This window comes from Mycobacterium sp. PSTR-4-N, from assembly GCF_022348085.1.
Classification (GTDB): Bacteria; Actinomycetota; Actinomycetes; order Mycobacteriales; family Mycobacteriaceae; genus Mycobacterium.
In genome coordinates this window covers 99,803-116,742 of the sequence record NZ_JAKRFN010000001.1, presented here as the reverse complement: position 1 = coordinate 116,742, position 16,940 = coordinate 99,803, and the positions used below count along the sequence as shown (strand labels likewise).

The window sequence follows — 16,940 nt, the reverse complement described above, 5'->3', positions numbered from 1 at the left end:
CACAGAGCGATACCCGCCGTGGTCGGCGCGGTACCTGAATTAGCCCCGGTGAGTCAGCCGCGCGCGGCGGCGCGTCCGGCGCGGCGTCCGTAGAAGCTCCCGTCGCCCAGCGAGACGCCGCTGGCGTAGCCCCAGGCCGCGAGTCCGGCGCTGCAGCGTCCGGCGGCGAAGAGTCCGGGGATCGGATCTCCGCTGACGTGCAGAACCTCGGCGTCGAGGGTGGTGTGTAGTCCGCCGAGGGTGAACCCGCCCGTGGACTCCCGCAGATCGATCGCGGCGATCGGCGATCCGAGGGGCCGCAGCCACATCGGTTTCTTGTGCAGCAGCGGATCGCGACCCTCGGTCGCGCCGTCGTTGTAGGCGGCGACGGTAGATTGCAGTGAGCCAGAGGGTAATCCGATCTCGGCCTCGAGCTCGGCGACGGTTTCGCAGACCCAGGTCGGTGGGCGCATCATCAGCTGCGGCGAGAGAGAGGCCATCGCCTCGGCCTGCGCGGTCTCATCGAGGACGAGGTAGGCGGTGTTGTTCTGGTGGTAGAGGGTCAGCTGTCCGACCCGACCGGGGTAGGTGTCTTCGGCGACGAAGCGTTGGCCCCGTTCGTTGACCAGGACACCGCGCACCAGTTGCTGCGGATCGACGAACAACGCCACCTCGGTGGCGTCCATGTGTGCGAGGTCCGCGCCGAGCGCCTGGGCCATCCTGATCGCGCGGCCGTCGTGCTGTTCGATGGAGGCGGCCGGTCTGCCGGCGATGCGCGGCGCGTATCGCGCCACCATGTCGTCGTTGTAGGCGAAGCTCCCGGTCGCCAGCACCACCCCACGCCGGGCGCGGATGTCGATCGTCGTGCCGTAGCGGCGGGCCCGAACACCGACCACCCGGCCGTCGGATTCGACGATCAGCGCCTGCACGCGCACGTCGTACAGCGCCTGGGCGCCTGCGGCCGTGGCCGTCTCGACGAGGCCTTTCATCAGCATGAAGCCGGCGCTCGATTCCCCCTGCTTCTTGTTCTGCATCTGCGGTACGTGGCCGCGCGGCGCGGGGTCGGCGATGGTGTTGAACGGGTAGGAGTTCTCTCCGCCGCTGTACATCAGCCCTTCGTCGCCCATCGGCTCCCAGCCGGGCTGATCAAAGAACTCGGCTTTGAAGGGCACGCCGCAGCCGGTCAACCACTCGAAGTGGGCGACACTGCCGGCGCAGTAGTCGGCGATCCGGCGCTCGTCGGCGCCGGGGCCCATGGCGGCATTGAGGTATGCGGCCATGTTGTCCACGGAATCAGTGAAATCACAGGCGGTTTGGATCGGCGTGCCACCGCCGAGGTAGATGAACCCGCCGGCCATGGCCGCCGCCCCACCCCAGGATCCGCTGCGCTCGAGCACCAGGACCTGGGCCCCCGCACGGGCGGCCTCCACGGCGGCTGCCGCGCCCGCGACGCCGTAACCGGCGATCACGACGTCGGCGTGGTGGTCCCAGGACGTGACGGTCGCGGCGGCGACGGGGACGACATCTGTCACGGGCGCATGGCCGCCGGTAGGTCGGACACCCACTGATGACCCCAGTAGCTGTCGGCGGTGATCTCCTCGGCGGTGTAGTGCTCGTCGTCGACGAGCATGCCCTCGGTGCCGAACTCGATGTCCCAGTCGCCGGGGGCGCGCACATAGAACGACACCATCTTGTCGTTGGTGTGCCGTCCCAGGGTCGAGGACAGCTGGAATCCCTCGGCGTTGACCCGGTCGAGCGCCTGACCGACGGCGTCGAGAGCGTCGACCTCGACCATCAGATGGATGAGGCCGGGGTCGCGCACCGTCTGTGCAGGGCAGATCGCGAGGCTGTGGTGGCGCTGATTGACGCCCATGAACCGGACGCGCACCGGCCCGAACTCCGGAGGCACGGGGACGCGGAACGCGCCGCGGGACGTGAAACCCAGTACCTCCGTGTAGAACTCGAACACAGCGTTGACGTCGAGGGCGGGCAGGACGACGTGGCCCAGCCCCTGCGCACCGGTAACGAAGCGGGCTCCGTGGGGAGTGACGACGGGGGAGTGGTCGAGCACCGCGCCGTGGAACACCTCCAGCGAGGTGCCCGCCGGGTCCTCGAAGGCGATGACCTCCTCGACGCGTCGCGCGTCGGCTTCCTCCAATGACAGCTGCTTGTAGGGCACACCGGCGCCGTCCAGGGTCGCTTTGACCTGTTCGAGATCGGCGTGGTCGCGGACCTCCCATCCGACGGTGACGATCTTGTCGACGTCCCCGGGGATGACGATGATGCGGGCGGCCCGTTCGTCCATCCGTAGGTACAGGGCGGAGGAGTCAGGACCGTGCCCGCGGGCGAAACCGAGGACGTCGTAGGCGAAGTGGCGCCACCGGTCGATATCGGAGGCCGCCACGGTGACGTAGCCGAGGCTCTTGATCAATCCCATCGCAGGGGTGCTCCTAGATCATGGCCCGCAGCGGACCCTGCGGGTCGACGCCGAGGGAACTCAGTGCTGACGCGTGGTAGACGGTGCCGGGGACGTGGATGGCATGCGCCTGACCGACGTGCACATCGCGCCAATACCGTTGCAGCGGCTTGTCCATCCGGGCGGCGTTACCGCCGCAGCGTGCGAAGATCTCGTCGACTGCAGACACGGCGCGCCACACCGCGCGGACCTGGGTGCGCCGCCCGGCCGCCCGGTCCTCGAAGGACACCTCACGACCGGAGTCGACCATGTCGTAGATGCGGTCGGCGTTGGCCAACAATTCCTGGCGGGCGGCGTTGATGTCGGCGGCAGCCTCGCCGATCGCGTACATGACGTAGGGATCGTCCTTGATCGCCACGCCACTGGAATTGACACGCTGACGCTGATAGTCCAGTGCGGCGGCCAGCGCGCCTTCGGCGATGCCGATGGTCGCTGCGCTGATGCCCAAGGGGAACATCGTCGACCACGGCATGAGGTAGAGCGTCTCGGTCATCCCGGCGTCGCGTTGAGCGGTGCCGTCCATGACCTTCATCGCATCCATCGTCCGGTACGACGGCACGAACGCATCCTTGACGATGACGTCCTTGGAGCCGGTGCCTCGCAATCCCACGACATTCCAGGAGTCATCGACGATCTCGTAGTCGGTGCGCGGCAGGATCATGTGCAGCATCTGCGGGGGCATCAGCGGCTTGCCCTCGGCGTCACCGATCATCGCCCCAAGGAAGATCCAGTCGCAGTGGTCGGTGCCGGAACTGAACTGCCAGCGGCCGTTGAAGATGTAGCCGCCGTCAACCGGTGTGGCGACGCCCTGCGGAGCGTACGGTGAGGCGACCCACGTGTCGACGTCGTCGGCCCAGATCTCGGCAGCCACCCGCGGATCGGCGTAGGCCAACTGATACGGGTGCACGCCCACCACACCGTTGATCCAGCCGGCCGACGGGTCGAGCGCTGCCGTGGCCATCACCGTCTCCGCGAACTCGCGCGGGTGCACCTGCAGGCCACCGTGTTCGGTGGGCTGCAGCAGGCGGATGTTGCCCGCCGACTTCATCATCTTGACCGTCTCGTCGGTGAGCTTGCCGATCTTCTCGGCCTCTGCGCCTTGGGTGCGCATCTGCTCGGCATACTCGCTCAACCGGTCGATTACCCGCTCAGTCATGTCGTGGTCCTCTTCGTCGCTGGCCTGTGTCAATGGTGTACCGCGGTCTGGAGTGCGGCGGGCGGGATTCCCGGTCAGCGGAAGCCCCGGAAAGTGAATTCAGAATTCGATGTGGAGGTCGTCGGTGACCGGCCGAGCCTGGCAGCCGAGGATGAGCCCGTCGGCGATGTCGTCAGCTTCGAGGATGTCGCTGGTGGCCATGTCGACCTGACCGCGGATCAACGTCGCCGCACACGAACCGCATTGGCCCTCCCGGCATGAGTACGGCGCCTCCAGCCCGGCCGCCAGCATGGTCTCCACCAGCGTGGCGCGCCGCGGCCAGCGCAACTCGTGAGAGTGACCGTCGAGGTCGACGCGCACAGCGGCGGCATCCGCATCGTCGGCCAGTGCCGCCGCGGTGCGGGCATCGTCGGTGAACGGGTCACCGGAGAGCGACTGGAAGACCTCGAGGTGAATCCGCTCGCGCGGCACCCCGGCCTCACTCAGGGACTCCTTGATCACGGCCATGAACGGGGCCGGACCGCAGATGAACGATTCGACGGCGGTCGATCCGCCGAAGACGGTGCGGACGAAACCACTCATCTGCGCGCGGGTGGGCAGCCCCTGCAGCGACTCCAGCCAGTGCAGCACCGTCAGGCGGCCGGCGTACCGTGCCGCGAGATCACGCAACTCCGCGGCGAAGATCACCGAGGCGTCGTCCCGGTTGGCGTAGCACAGCACCACCCGTCCGCTGCCGGCGAACAGGACCGACTTGAGGATGGACATCACCGGGGTGATGCCGCTGCCGGCGGCCCACAGCAGGAAGTCTGCATCGAGGTCCGCCGGGGTGAACACGCCCGCCGGGGGTAGGACCTCGAGGTGATCCCCAGCAGAAACGTTGTCGCACAACCAGTTCGAGGCGTATCCATCGACGGTGCGCTTCACGGTCACCTTCGGGGCCGCATCGGTGTGCGGGGAGCTGGCCAACGAGTAGCAGCGGGCCACCGATCCGGTCTGATCGCTGGGCACCCGGATCGTCAGGAATTGTCCGGGCCGGTAGGCGAACGCGTCACGTTCATCGTCGGAGATGTCGAAGACCAGTGATCGGGCGTCGGCGCTCTCGTCGATGACCTCAGCCACCCGGAGCACCACCCCGCGGCCTGCGCCGACGATTTCGGTGCCGGTGTCGAGGTCGGTCATGGGCGCTGATCCTGGCGGTCGTCGCGCCTATCGCCAACCCGGTCGGTCCGATGGCCGGGAGATCCAGTCACGTCGCCCGGTGACCGGGAGAATCGGCGGGAACCCCGTCGAAGACGGCCTACCGTTCGGCGCGTGAGCAGTGGATCGATTTCTCGCGTGGATGTGGTTGTGGTGGGCGCCGGCTTCGGTGGCCTGTACGCCGTGCACAAGTTTCGCGAGCAGGGCCTGTCCGTGCGCGTCTTCGAAGCCGCCCCCGATGTCGGCGGCACCTGGTACTACAACCGCTACCCTGGCGCGCGCTGCGACGTCGAAAGCGTCGACTACTGCTACTCGTTCTCCGATGACCTGCAACAGCGGTGGACGTGGTCGGAGAAGTACGCCACCCAACGCGAGATCTTGGCCTACATCAACTGGGTGGCCGACGAACTCGATCTGCGGCGCGACATCACGTTCAACACTCGGGTCACGGGCGCTGCACTCGACGAATCCGCATTGAGGTGGACGGTGACGACCGACTCCGGTGAACGGGTCGACGCCCGGTTCGTCGTGATGGCCACCGGACCGTTGTCGGCGGCGATGACGCCGGACATTCCCGGGCTGGACACCTTCGGCGGCGAGACCTACCACACGGCGCACTGGCCGCACGACGTCGACTTCACCGGTAAGCGCGTCGCGGTCATCGGCACCGGATCTTCGGGTATCCAGTCCATTCCCATCATCGCCGAGCAGGCCGAACACCTCTACGTCTTTCAGCGCACCCCCAATTACAGTGTGCCCGCGGGCAATCGACCACTGGACAGCGACGAGGTCGCCGATATCAAAGCGAACTACGCGCAGCGCCGCCACATGTCCTGGCGCAGCGGCGGCGGCTCGCCGCACGTCGCTCATCCGAAGCTGACCATGGAGGCCACCCCCGACGAGCGTCGCGCTGCCTTCGAGAAGCGATGGGAACTCGGCGGTGTGCTGTTCTCGAAGACCTTCAGTGATCAGATGATCTCGTCGGAGGCCAACGACGAAGCCCGGAAGTTCTACGAGGAGAAGATCCGCGCCGTCATCGACGACCCGGACGTCGCCGAACTGCTCATCCCCACCGACCATCCCATCGGAACGAAGCGGATCTGCACCGACACCAACTATTTCCAGACCTTCAATCGACCCAACGTCACCCTGGTCAGCGTCCGCGCGACGCCGATCCAGTCGATCGACCGCACCGGCATCAGCACCTCGGAGAAGCATTACGACATCGACGCGCTGGTGCTGGCAACCGGTTTCGACGCGCTGACCGGCACGCTGGCGAAGATCGACATCACCGGCCGCGGGGGACAGAAGTTGGTCGACGACTGGTCTGCCGGGCCGCGGACGTATCTGGGCTTGGGCACCGACGGATTCCCCAACCTGTTCCTGGTGTCCGGACCGGGGGCGCCCGCGGTGCTGGCCAACATGGTGTTGCATGCTGAGGCGCATGTGAACTGGATCGCCGAGGCCATCGCCTACCTCGACGACCGGGGGTACGCCGCGATCGAACCGACCGCGGACGCTGTGGACAGTTGGGGCGCCGAATGTGCCCGGCGCGCTGAGGCCACACTCTTCACGCGGGCCAACTCCTGGTACATGGGCGCCAACGTGCCCGGCAAGCCACGCCAGTTCATGCTGTTCATCGGCGGGTTCGGCACGTATCTCGATATCTGCCGCGAGGTCGCAGACGCCGGCTACAAAGGCTTCGAGCTGCTCGCGGCGCCCTGATGTCGGGTCTGCGCGGCAAGGTCGTCCTCGTCACGGGTGCCGCCGGTGGAACCGGACGCGTGCACTGCGAACGATTCGCCGACGCCGGAGCCGACGTACTGGCACTCGACCGCGCCGAGACCGCCGAGGGCCTGCGGCAGACCGCGGACGCGGTGATCGAGCGGGGTCGCCGCGTGGTCACCGGCCTGGCCGACGTCAGTGACCTCGAGGGGATCACCGCGGCCGTTGACGCCGGGGTCGCCCAGTTGGGACGCCTCGACGTGATCGTCGCCAACGCCGGCATCCACAGCGCCGGCGGACCAGCGTGGCAGATCTCCGCTCGAGACTGGCAGCGCACCCTGGATGTCAACCTCACTGGCGTCTGGCACACCGTCAAAGCGGGTGTCCCGCACATCGGCGCCGACGGTGGCACGATCGTCATCATCAGCTCCACCAACGGGATACGCGGCACCGCGGGGAGTGCCCACTACACCGCCAGCAAGCACGCCGTGGTGGGACTGGCGCGCACCCTGGCCAACGAACTCGGGTCACGAAGCATCCGCGTCAACACCGTGCACCCCGGCGCCGTCGCCACGCCCATGGTGCGTAATCCCGAGACGTTCGCACGGCTGCGACCCGATCTGGTCAACCCGACCGAGGAGGACGCCGCCGAGGTGCTCACAGCCCGCAATCTTCTTCCCGTGCCGTGGGTGCAGTGTGTCGACGTCGCCAACGCCGCGGTGTTCCTGGCGTCCGAGGAGGCCCGCTACGTCACCGGCGCACAGCTGGTCGTCGACGCCGGCCTCACCCAGAAGACCACGGTATGACCGGGCGGCTGAACAACAAGGTCGCGCTGATCACCGGTGCGGCGCGCGGTATCGGGCGCGCCCAGGCAGTGCGGTTCGCCGAGGAGGGCGCGAACGTGATCGCGGTCGATCTGTGCGGCCCCGTCGACACCGTGCGGGTACCGCCGAGCACGCCGGCCAACCTCGCCGAAACGGTCCGTCTCGTCGAGCACGCGGGAGGTCGCATCAGTACCTGCGTCGCCGACGTGCGCGACGCCGACGCCTTGGCCTCGACCGTCACCCGGAATGCCGAACACTTCGGGGGGCTCGACATCGTCTGCGCCACTGCGGGAATCACGTCCCGTGCAGCGGCCGTGGACATGTCAGAGGAGACCTGGCGAACCATGATCGACGTCAACCTCACGGGCGTATGGCACACCTGCACGGCAACGGCACCCCATCTCATCGAACGTGGCGGCGGATCGATCGTGTTGGTCAGTTCGATCGCCGGAATGCGCGGGTTGGGTGGCGTCGCCCATTACACCGCCGCCAAGCACGGGGTGGTCGGGCTGATGCGCAGCCTCGCCCACGACCTGGCACCGCATGCCGTGCGGGTCAACACCCTTCATCCCACCAACGTCGACACGCCACTGATCCAAAACGACGCCGTCCGCGCCGCCTTCCGTCCCGATCTCGACCACCCGCCGAACCGGGCGGAGTTCGCCGAGGCGGCAGCACGCATGAACCTGCTGCCGGTGCCGTGGGTCGACCCGGTAGACGTTGCCAACGCCAGTTTGTTCCTGGCCTCTGACGAGGCCCGCTACATCACCGCCGCTTGCCTGCCCATCGACGCGGGGGCCACCCAGCGCTGACCACAAGAAGAGGAGCTCATCGATGATCGATCGCAGCAAGTACGGACCGTGGGCCGTCATCGCCGGCGGGTCAGAGGGAGTCGGGGCCGAGTTCGCCAGGCAACTGGCCGAGGCCGGTATGAACCTGGTGCTCATCGCACGCAAGCCCGGACCGCTGGCCGACACCGCGCAGCGCTGTCGTGACCTGGGTGCTGACGTACGCACCATCGCCGTCGATCTGCTCGACATCGACGCGGTGGCCGAAATCGCCTCTCGGACCGCTGACCTCGAAGTGGGGTTGTTCGTCTACAACGCAGGGGCCAGCACGTGCAACGAACTGTTCCTCGACACCGACCTGAACGAGTTTCGGAAGGTGAACGACCTCAACGTCACTCGCATGATGGAGTTGGTTCAGCACTTCGGGCGACCCATGTCCGACCGACAGCGCGGCGGCATCCTGATCGTCGGATCGCTGGCGGGTTACATGGGTGCGTGGAGGCACACGGTGTATGCGGGCGCGAAAGCCTTCTCCCGGATCTTCGCCGAGAGCTTGTGGCTGGAGCTGCGAGACCGCAACGTCGACGTTCTCGAATTGGTGCTCGGTGTGACTCGCACGCCCGCAATGGAACGCGTGGGCCTGAACTTCGACGCCCCTGGTATCAGTGTCGACGAACCCGCCGATGTCGCTGCAGAAGGTCTGGCTCACTTGGGCGATGGGCCGATCTGGGTGGCTGGTGGCAATGCCGCGACCGCGGAGGCCAACAGTGGACCCGACCGGGCGCGCGTGGTGCTCGGCGCCCATGAGGCCATCAAAGCCTTGATCGACGGGGCGCACTGACTGTGCGCCTCGGGGTATCCACGCCCGTGGTGGTTCAGGCGCCCGGAGCCGCTTCGCCGTGGGAGGCCCACGCTGGGTCCGGGGATCTCTCGCGGATCGCGATGGCTGCTGATGAATTGGGCTTCGACTACCTCACCTGTTCCGAACACGTGGCCATTCCGACCCAAGGCGCCGAGCGGCGAGGAGCCACCTACTGGGATCCGCTGGCCACCCTGTCCTACCTCGCGGCGTACACCAGCCGCATCCGACTGGTAACGGCGGTGCTCGTGTTGGGCTACCACCATCCTCTGCAGATCGCGAAGAGCTACGGCACCCTGGATCGGATCAGTGACGGCCGTGTCACGCTCGGGGTGGGCATCGGCACACTCACCGAGGAATTCGAGCTCCTCGGCGCGCCGTGGCAGCAACGGGCGGCCCGCGCCGATGACGCGATTCGCGCATTGCGCGCGTCCCTGTCCACGCCGACACCGGCCTATCGTGGTGCTTTCTACGACTACGGCGCAATGACCGTGTTGCCCCACGCCCAGCAGGTTGCGATGCCGATCTGGGTCGGCGGTAGCAGTGCGGCCTCGCTCCGCCGCGCCACACTTTTGGCTGATGGCTGGATGCCTTTCGGCCTGAGCGCGCAGGAGGTGTCGGAGATGCTCTCCTCCGTCGACCTGCCGGGGCAGTTCCAGGTCGTGCTCTCCGCTGCCGTGGACCCGGAGGCAGATCCCGACGGCGTCCGCGTGCAGCTCGCGCGGCTACGCGACGCCGGCGCGACCGCGATCACATGCTCCGTGCGTGCCAACAGCGCGCCGCACTATTGCGACCAACTGTCCCGACTACGAGACCTCGGAGGCGCACGGTGAGCGATTCCACTCATGCTGTGGCGCTGCAACAGCTGCTCGACGAGCACGCCATCGCCAAGCTCATCGCGTCGTACGGCCCTGCGGTCGACGCCGGGAATGCGGATGCTGCAGCGCATCTGTGGGCAATCGACGGCGCTTACGACGTGGAGGGTTGGCAGATGACGGGCCGGCAGGGCGTTCATGACATGGTTGCCTCGTCCGCTCATCAGGACCTGGTGGCCAACGGCTGCTGCCACTTCCTGGGCCCTGCCGTCGTCAGCGTCGACGGTGACGAGGCGGTGGCGGTCTGTGAGTCGCTGGTACTGCTGCGCCACAACGACGATGGATCGGCCGGTGGCGATTACCGGGTGTGGCGAGCGACGGCCAACCACTTCGCGCTGCAGCGGATCGACGGGCGCTGGCAGATCACACGGCGAAGCAGCCGCGTGATCAACGGAGATCCACATGCTCGGGCGTTGCTCATCGCCGGTCTCACCGGGATCAGCGCCCCCGACGAGAAGGGCGATTGGTGACGTGGGGGTTCACGTTGTCACCGGAGCCGCATCGGGAATGGGATGCGCCGCCGCGCAACGGTTGCGCGCAGACGGTCATCGGGTGATCACCGTCGATCTGCGCGATGCCGACGTCATCGCCGACCTGTCGAGCCCGCAGGGGCGCGCACACGCCGCGGCCACTGTGCTCGAGGCGTCGCAGGGTCATCTCGATGGTGCGGTGCTGGCCGCCGGGGTGGGGCCACGCCCCGGGAGGGGGAGCGCGGAGACCATCCTCTCGGTCAACTACTTCGGTGTCGTCGACCTCGCACGAGCCTGGCGACCGGCGCTTGCGGCTGCCGGATCGGCCAAGGCGGTCGTCGTAGGGAGTAACTCGGCGACGACCATGCCGATGGTGCCCCGGCGCGCCCAGCGGGCGCTCCTGCGTGACGATCTACCCGCTGCGCTGCGCGCGGTCCGGGTGTTCGGCTCGACCGCGCCGGCGATGGCATATGGCGCGTCGAAGATCGCCGTGGCGCGCTGGGTCCGTCGCACGGCGGTGCAGCCGATGTGGGCCGGTGCCGGGATCCGGCTCAACGCGATCGCGCCCGGCGCGATCGATACCCCGTTGCTCGGAGAACAGCTCGCCTCGCCTCGTCAGGCCAAGGCCGTCAGGACCTTTCCGGTGCCCGTCGGCGGCTTCGGAGATCCCGAGCACATCGCGGCCTGGATACAGTTCATGCTCTCCGACGCCGCCGACTTCCTCTGTGGCAGTGTGATCTTCGTCGACGGCGGCTCTGATGCGTACTTCCGCGCCGACCACTGGCCCCGCCGGGTTCCCACGGCGACGATCCCGCGCTACCTGTACCGGATGGCTGCGTTCTCCAGAAACTCGCGAGTGCACGGTTTCTGACGTCGCGTCTCGCGTTCTGCGTCAGAAACCGTGCGTTCGGTGGCGGTCTACTGAGCTCCGTCCATCTCGCGTGTGATCTCCAGGGCGATGTCGATGAGTTGGTCCTCTTGGCCGCCGATCAGCTTGCGTTGTCCGGCGCGGTGCAGCAACTGGTGGGCGGGCACCCCGTAGCGCTCGGACTGGCGGATGGCGTGTTTGAGGAAACTCGAATACACCCCCGAGTAACCCATGATCAGCGCGTTGCGATCCAGCAGACACTCGGCCGGCATCGCCGGGGCCACGACCTCCTCGGCGGCATCGGCGATGTCGAAGAAATCGATGCCGGTCTTGACGCCGATCTTGTCGAACACCCCGATCAACGCCTCCACCGGCGCGTTACCCGCCCCGGCGCCGAACCGGCGGCACGACCCGTCGATCTGCTTGGCGCCCGCCCGCACCGCCTCGATCGAGTTGGCGACCCCGAGGCCGAGGTTCTCATGCCCATGGAAACCCACCTGGGCGTCGTCACCGAGTTCGGCGACCAACGCCGCCACCCGATCAGCGACACCCTCGAGGACCAGCGCACCGGCGGAGTCGACGACGTAGACGCACTGACATCCGGCATCGGCCATGATGCGGGCTTGCTTGGCGAGCTTCTCAGGACTGATGGTGTGGCTCATCATCAAGAACCCGACCGTCTCCAACCCCAGCTCGCGGGCGAGCCCGAAATGCTGGATCGACACATCGGCCTCGGTGCAGTGCGTGGCGATCCGGCAGATCGACCCGCCGTTGTTCTGCGCCTCTTTGATGTCTTCCTTGGTGCCCACCCCGGGCAGCATCAGGAACGCGATCTTCGACTCCTTGGCCGTCTCGGCGGCCAGTTTGATCAGCTCCTGCTCCGGGGTCTTGGAGAAGCCGTAGTTGAAGCTCGACCCACCCAACCCGTCACCATGGGTGACCTCGATGACCGGCACCCCCGCCGCATCCAAGGCCGCCACGATAGCCCCGACCTCGTCTTTGGTGAACTGGTGCCGCTTGTGATGCGACCCGTCACGCAGCGACGTGTCCGTCATCCGCACATCCCACATCGGATCGAAATAGATGCCGCTCATGCGTGACCTCCTGAGACTGTCTGCTCTTCGCGCGAGCGCTCATCGCGGGTCGCACCGAGCCTGTCTTTGGCGATCTCCTCGCCCACCTTGGTGGCCGCGGCAGTCATGATGTCCAGATTTCCAGCGTAGGGCGGCAGGTAGTCGCCCGCACCCTCCACTTCGATGAACGTCGTGACGACATGGGTGCCTCCGTTGACCACCGACGGCTCATCGAATTGCGGCTCGTTGAGCAACCGATAGCCGGGCACATAGGTCTGCACCTCGGCCACCACCTCCTTGATCGACGCCGTGATCGCGGCGTGGTCGGCGTCCTCAGGAATGGCGCAGAAGATGGTGTCGCGCATGATCATCGGCGGATCCGCCGGATTCAAGATGATGATCGCCTTACCGCGGGCCGCACCACCGATCCTCGACACCCCCGCGCTCGTGGTCTTGGTGAACTCATCGATGTTCGCCCGGGTGCCCGGACCCGCCGACGCCGAGGACACCGACGCCACGATCTCGGCATAGGGCACCCCCACCACACGACTCACGGCGTAGACGATCGGAATGGTCGCCTGCCCACCGCAGGTGACCATGTTCACGTTCGGCGCGTCCAGATGCTCGCGCAGATTCGCCGGCGGGATCACCCCCGGCCCCACCGCCGCCGGTGTCAGGTCGATCGCCCGGATACCGGCCTCGGCATAGCGCGGGGCGGCATCCCGGTGCACGTAGGCACTGGTCGCCTCGAACACCATGTCCGGCATCTCGTCCCGGGCGAGCAGCCAGTCCACCCCCTCATGGCTGGTCTCCAAACCCAGCGTGCGGGCGCGAGCCAAACCCTCACTGGCCGGGTCGATCCCGATCATCCAGCGCGGCTCCAGCCACTCCGACCGCAACAACTTGTACAACAAATCAGTACTGATGTTGCCCGAGCCCACGATCGCCACGGTTGCCTTGTCAGCCACAGGGCTCACTCCTGACATTGAAAGTTCACTGTTTCAGATGAATTCGACGAAGACTTCACCGAGTCCGGTGAGTTCGGCTCGGAAATGGTCACCCTTGGCCACATCGACAGCGCGGGTGCACGAGCCGGACAGCACGACATGGCCTGCGTCGAGCGTGACGTCGTATGCGGACAGAGTGCGCGCCAGCCACGCGACCGCGTTGGCGGGGTGACCGAGGACGGCGCTGGTGCAGCCGCGGGTCACCAGGACGTCGCGGCCGCCGAAGCCCGAGTACAGCGCCGCATCCACATCGGCGAGATCGACCGCATCGGGCGCCGCGCGGTCAGGACCCAGGACGAATTTGCCCGACGACGCGTTGTCGGCGATCGTGTCGATGATGCCGATGCGCCAGTTCGAGATACGGCTGTCGATGAGTTCGACTGCGGCGCAGACATACTCGGTGGATTTCAGGACATCCTCGCTGGTGCAATCCGCCGGCAGCGCGGCGCCGAGGACGAACGCCACCTCCACTTCGACGCGGGGGTGGCACAGCGACGACAGATCGACGGCGGCGCCGTTCTCGACGATCATGTCGGTCAGCAGGTGTCCGAAATCGGGCTCGTCGACGCCCATCATCTGCTGCATCACCGGCGAGGAGAGGCCGATCTTGTGTCCGCAGATCTGCGCGCCTGCGGCGAGTCGCTCGGCGATGTTGGCGCGTTGGATCGCGTAGGCGTCGGAGATGTCGAGGCCCGGGTAAGCCTCGATGAGCGGGTCGATCGGGCGGCACTGCTGTTCGGCGTGGCGCAGCATGTGCGCGGCGGCGTCGCGAGTCGTGGTGTCCAGCATGGGAATCCCTTCGGGCGGGCGGTGCGGCCGCCTGCGAATGCACCTTAGGAATGCGTCCGCGGGTGCCAGCCGGTCGTGTTCCGCCCAGTGGACGTGTGCTAGGCCACCCGGCGAAGGAACGCGGTGACCACCGACTCGAACGCGGCCTTGGCTTCGATCATCGCCCAGTGCCCGCACCGGGGGAACACGTGCAACTCGGCGTTGGGGATCGTCCGCATCGGTATCAACGCCATGTCGAGCGGGCTGACCCGGTCGTCGCGCCCCCAGGTCAGCAACGTCGGGGCCGCGACCTTGTGCATGCGCGCCCATGGCAGTGGCGCCTCGGAGGAGGCCATCGCCGTCATCATCGCGGCGAAGGCAGCCTTGCCGTACATGCGGCGCGCAGCCGCCAATGTCTCGGGGTCGGTGGCCAGAGCCCAGCGCTCGTCGATCAACTGCTCGGTGACCAGCGATTGGTCGTAGACCATTGAATTGAGCCAGTCGACCAGGCGTTGCCGCGTCGGGTCCTCGGTGAACTCTTGGAGCAGCCGGATGCCCTCGCTGGGGCCGGGGGAGAAGATGTTGGTGCCGATCCCGCCGATGGTCACCAGCCGGTCCACGCGTTCGGGCGCGGTGATAGCGGTGTTGATACCCACGCCGCCGCCCATGGAGTTGCCGACGATGTGAACCCGCTCGATGTCCAACGCGTCGAGGAACGGGGTCACCGTGCCCTGCGCGGTGACCATGGGATGCCCACCCCAGTCGTCGGACACCCCGAAGCCGGGGAACTCCAGGATCAAGCAGCGGAAGTGCTCGGCGAACGTCGGCAGGACGCCACGGAAGTTCCGCCACCCCGTCACGCCGGGCCCCGACCCGTGCAAGAACAACACCACCGGTCCCTGACCGATGTCGTAGTAGCGCAAAGCCCCCGCACTGGTGGGTGTTTCACGCAATGTCTCGGCTGCGCCGGACGTGCTCGGAACAGCAGCGGTATGTGACACGGGTCCTCTTCTCGTCGCCGCAGATCGTCATGCGCAGCGTCACACGCGGGCACCGGCACGCGCAACGCCGCGTTCCGGTGACCGGTGGCCCGCCGTTCTCCCCAGGCGCCGGATCGCGTTCTCCCGATGGGCGGGACGCCCCATGGTCCGGCCGCCGCGAAGCTGCGAGGGTTCCCCGGGGCCGAACGTGTCCCCGGTCACAGGAGGAAGCGATGCCGCAGCGACAACTCGCCGTCCCGCTGCAGGGGATCGGTGGCTTGTTCGCCATGTCGGTCGATGCCGCCAAGTTCGTCTTGCGCCGGCCATTTCAGTGGCGCGAGTTCCTCGACCAGTCGTGGTTCGTGGCCCGGGTGTCCATGGCGCCCACGCTGTTGGTGGCGATCCCGTTCACCGTGCTGGTGTCGTTCACCCTCAACATCCTGCTGCGTGAGCTCGGGGCGGCCGATCTGTCGGGGGCCGGCGCGGCCTTCGGCGCGGTCACCCAGGTCGGTCCGATGGTGACGGTCTTGATCGTCGCCGGGGCGGGCGCGACCGCGATGTGCGCGGACCTGGGGTCGCGCACGATTCGCGAGGAGATCGATGCGATGGAGGTGCTGGGCATCAACCCCGTGCAGCGACTGGTGACACCCAGAATGCTTGCCTCGGGCCTGGTCGCCTTGCTGCTCAACAGCCTGGTCGTCATCATCGGCATCCTCGGCGGCTACCTCTTCTCGGTGTTCGTCCAAGACGTCAACCCCGGTGCCTTTGCTGCCGGTATCACCTTGCTGACCGGCATCCCGGAGGTCGCGATCTCGTGCGTCAAGGCCGCGCTGTTCGGCCTCATCGCCGGGATGGTGGCCTGTTACCGCGGGCTGACCATCTCCGGCGGTGGAGCGAAAGCCGTCGGCAATGCCGTCAACGAGACCGTCGTCTACGCATTCATGGGCCTGTTCGTGGTCAACGTCGTGGTCACCGCCATCGGCATCCAGTTGACCAGCAGATGACAGGGAGTACCCAGGTGGCTCTTCAATCGACGTACCCGCGCCTGGCGAGGGCGACGAGACGCCCGGCGCTGATCGTCGGCGGCATCGGCGATCACGTGCTCTTCTACGGCAGGGCGCTGCGGGCCGTACCGTACGCAGCAGCGCACTACCGCAGCGAGGTCGTCCGCCTCATCGCCGAGATCAGCATGGGCGCAGGCACATTGGCGATGATCGGTGGAACGGTGGTCATCGTCGGCTTCCTGACACTGGCGACCGGTGGGGTGTTGGCGATCCAGGGCTATAGCTCGCTGGGCAACATCGGCATCGAAGCGCTCACCGGCTTCCTGGCCGCATTCATCAACGTGCGCATCTCGGCGCCCATCGTCGCAGGCATCGGTCTCGCGGCCACATTCGGTGCCGGTGTCACTGCGCAACTGGGGGCGATGCGCATCAACGAAGAGATCGACGCTCTGGAATCGATGGGCATCCGGGCAGTGGAATACCTGGTGAGCACCCGCATCGTCGCCGGTATGGTGGCGATCACGCCGCTCTACTCGATTGCGGTCATCCTGTCGTTTCTGGCCAGCCAGTTCACCACGGTGGTGCTGCTGGGCCAGTCCGGCGGTCTGTACGACCACTACTTCAACACCTTCCTCAACCCGATCGATCTGCTGTGGTCGTTTCTGCAGGCGTTGCTGATGGCGTTGGCCATCCTGCTGGTCCACACCTACTTCGGATTCTTCGCCTCCGGCGGCCCCGCGGGGGTCGGGGTCGCCGTTGGCAACGCGGTGCGCACCTCGCTGATCGTGGTCGTGTGCATCACCCTGCTCGTCTCGTTGGCCGTCTACGGCTCCAACGGCAACTTCAACCTCTCCGGTTAGCAGGAATCTGTTGTCTGCCAACGCTGTACGC

General features: G+C 67.0%; 17 protein-coding genes. 9 read left to right on the top strand and 8 right to left on the bottom strand.

Features of this window, described 5'->3' with window-relative positions:
• Nucleotides 1–53 precede the first annotated feature (53 nt).
• The 4 genes from MHN84_RS00720 to MHN84_RS00705 all read right to left on the bottom strand — a co-directional run bounded on the left by MHN84_RS00720 (nucleotide 54) and on the right by MHN84_RS00705 (nucleotide 4,790).
• A complete protein-coding gene (locus tag MHN84_RS00720; protein ID WP_241202724.1) occupies nucleotides 54–1,511 on the bottom strand; it encodes an FAD-dependent oxidoreductase in 1,458 nt (485 codons plus the stop codon).
• Nucleotides 1,508–2,416: a biphenyl-2,3-diol 1,2-dioxygenase gene (bphC, locus tag MHN84_RS00715; protein WP_241202723.1), complete on the bottom strand. Its 909-nt coding sequence runs from the start codon at nucleotides 2,414–2,416 to the stop codon at nucleotides 1,508–1,510. Before bphC ends, MHN84_RS00720 begins: the two co-directional genes overlap by 4 nt.
• A gap of 13 nt (nucleotides 2,417–2,429) precedes the next feature.
• A complete protein-coding gene (locus MHN84_RS00710) occupies nucleotides 2,430–3,611 on the bottom strand; it encodes an acyl-CoA dehydrogenase family protein (protein WP_241202722.1) in 1,182 nt (393 codons plus the stop codon).
• Nucleotides 3,612–3,710: 99 nt separating this feature from the next.
• The gene (locus MHN84_RS00705; protein WP_241202721.1) at nucleotides 3,711–4,790 is read right to left on the bottom strand and encodes a ferredoxin--NADP reductase; all 1,080 of its coding nucleotides are present in this window, start codon (nucleotides 4,788–4,790) and stop codon (nucleotides 3,711–3,713) included.
• 132 nt (nucleotides 4,791–4,922) lie between these two features.
• Here MHN84_RS00705 and MHN84_RS00700 point away from each other — a divergent pair, with 132 nt between their 5' ends.
• The 7 genes from MHN84_RS00700 to MHN84_RS00670 are packed head-to-tail and all read left to right on the top strand — an operon-like array spanning nucleotide 4,923 to nucleotide 11,220.
• Nucleotides 4,923–6,533 carry an NAD(P)/FAD-dependent oxidoreductase gene (locus tag MHN84_RS00700; RefSeq protein WP_241202720.1) on the top strand — a complete coding sequence of 537 codons (1,611 nt, stop codon included), beginning with the start codon at nucleotides 4,923–4,925 and terminating at the stop codon, nucleotides 6,531–6,533.
• Nucleotides 6,533–7,339 (top strand): mycofactocin-coupled SDR family oxidoreductase, encoded by an 807-nt coding sequence (locus MHN84_RS00695; RefSeq protein WP_241202719.1) that lies wholly within the window; start codon nucleotides 6,533–6,535, stop codon nucleotides 7,337–7,339. The genes MHN84_RS00700 and MHN84_RS00695 overlap by 1 nt, the downstream gene beginning before the upstream one ends.
• Nucleotides 7,336–8,169, top strand: coding sequence for a mycofactocin-coupled SDR family oxidoreductase (locus MHN84_RS00690; protein WP_241202718.1), 834 nt, complete (start codon nucleotides 7,336–7,338; stop codon nucleotides 8,167–8,169). The genes MHN84_RS00695 and MHN84_RS00690 overlap by 4 nt, the downstream gene beginning before the upstream one ends.
• A 22-nt stretch (nucleotides 8,170–8,191) precedes the next feature.
• Entirely contained in the window at nucleotides 8,192–8,986 is a 795-nt protein-coding gene (locus MHN84_RS00685) for an SDR family oxidoreductase (RefSeq protein ID WP_241202717.1), read from the top strand.
• Between the two features lie 2 nt (nucleotides 8,987–8,988).
• A complete protein-coding gene (locus MHN84_RS00680; RefSeq protein WP_241202716.1) occupies nucleotides 8,989–9,837 on the top strand; it encodes a TIGR03619 family F420-dependent LLM class oxidoreductase in 849 nt (282 codons plus the stop codon).
• Nucleotides 9,834–10,349 carry a nuclear transport factor 2 family protein gene (locus tag MHN84_RS00675; protein ID WP_241202715.1) on the top strand — a complete coding sequence of 172 codons (516 nt, stop codon included), beginning with the start codon at nucleotides 9,834–9,836 and terminating at the stop codon, nucleotides 10,347–10,349. The genes MHN84_RS00680 and MHN84_RS00675 overlap by 4 nt, the downstream gene beginning before the upstream one ends.
• Nucleotide 10,350: 1 nt before the next feature.
• Entirely contained in the window at nucleotides 10,351–11,220 is an 870-nt protein-coding gene (locus MHN84_RS00670) for an SDR family oxidoreductase (protein ID WP_241202714.1), read from the top strand.
• A gap of 47 nt (nucleotides 11,221–11,267) precedes the next feature.
• On the opposite strand, the gene dmpG is transcribed toward MHN84_RS00670, so the two are convergent.
• The 4 genes from dmpG to MHN84_RS00650 form a co-directional block, all read right to left on the bottom strand.
• The gene (dmpG, locus tag MHN84_RS00665; protein ID WP_241202713.1) at nucleotides 11,268–12,311 is read right to left on the bottom strand and encodes a 4-hydroxy-2-oxovalerate aldolase; all 1,044 of its coding nucleotides are present in this window, start codon (nucleotides 12,309–12,311) and stop codon (nucleotides 11,268–11,270) included.
• The gene (locus MHN84_RS00660; RefSeq protein WP_241202712.1) at nucleotides 12,308–13,258 is read right to left on the bottom strand and encodes an acetaldehyde dehydrogenase (acetylating); all 951 of its coding nucleotides are present in this window, start codon (nucleotides 13,256–13,258) and stop codon (nucleotides 12,308–12,310) included. The genes dmpG and MHN84_RS00660 overlap by 4 nt, the downstream gene beginning before the upstream one ends.
• Before the next feature lie 33 nt (nucleotides 13,259–13,291).
• Nucleotides 13,292–14,086, bottom strand: coding sequence for a 2-keto-4-pentenoate hydratase (locus MHN84_RS00655; RefSeq protein WP_241202711.1), 795 nt, complete (start codon nucleotides 14,084–14,086; stop codon nucleotides 13,292–13,294).
• A 98-nt stretch (nucleotides 14,087–14,184) separates the two neighbouring features.
• A complete protein-coding gene (locus MHN84_RS00650) occupies nucleotides 14,185–15,066 on the bottom strand; it encodes an alpha/beta fold hydrolase (protein ID WP_241202710.1) in 882 nt (293 codons plus the stop codon).
• Between the two features lie 212 nt (nucleotides 15,067–15,278).
• Between MHN84_RS00650 and MHN84_RS00645 the strand changes: the two genes are divergently transcribed.
• A complete protein-coding gene (locus tag MHN84_RS00645; RefSeq protein WP_241202709.1) occupies nucleotides 15,279–16,049 on the top strand; it encodes an ABC transporter permease in 771 nt (256 codons plus the stop codon).
• Nucleotides 16,046–16,909: an ABC transporter permease gene (locus tag MHN84_RS00640; protein WP_241202708.1), complete on the top strand. Its 864-nt coding sequence runs from the start codon at nucleotides 16,046–16,048 to the stop codon at nucleotides 16,907–16,909. The genes MHN84_RS00645 and MHN84_RS00640 overlap by 4 nt, the downstream gene beginning before the upstream one ends.
• Nucleotides 16,910–16,940: the final 31 nt, after the last annotated feature.